Here is a 253-nt window from a genome sequence, read left to right as displayed (position 1 = left end):
ACTGCGCCTTGACGGCAAGGGATGGCTGCGAGCGTGATGCGCCGTCGCCCCCACTCGAAGGGCTGCGAAGCTTGGATATGAAGGGCCGGAGATCAGCGGATTTTCCCGAAGCATTGATATTATAGCCATTCTTCGAGGCGGCGACCGAAACGGCGTAATTATCGGCAGGCGACAGTTGCACGCGACTGAGATCGGCCGAGATCAACCCGTTCTTGCTGAAAGCAATGTCACCGGCAGCGCCGAAACCGTCACC

The 253-nt window shown here is 58.9% G+C and carries 1 protein-coding gene; it reads right to left on the bottom strand.

Annotated features, from left to right (window positions below):
- Positions 1-253 (bottom strand): hypothetical protein (locus SB816_RS33450; RefSeq protein ID WP_410548435.1); only part of this gene is annotated, 253 nt, incomplete at both ends.

Source organism: Achromobacter sp. SIMBA_011 (assembly GCF_046535435.1).
Classification (GTDB): Bacteria; Pseudomonadota; Gammaproteobacteria; order Burkholderiales; family Burkholderiaceae_B; genus Achromobacter; species Achromobacter dolens.
This window is presented reverse-complemented; position numbering and strand designations above follow the sequence as displayed.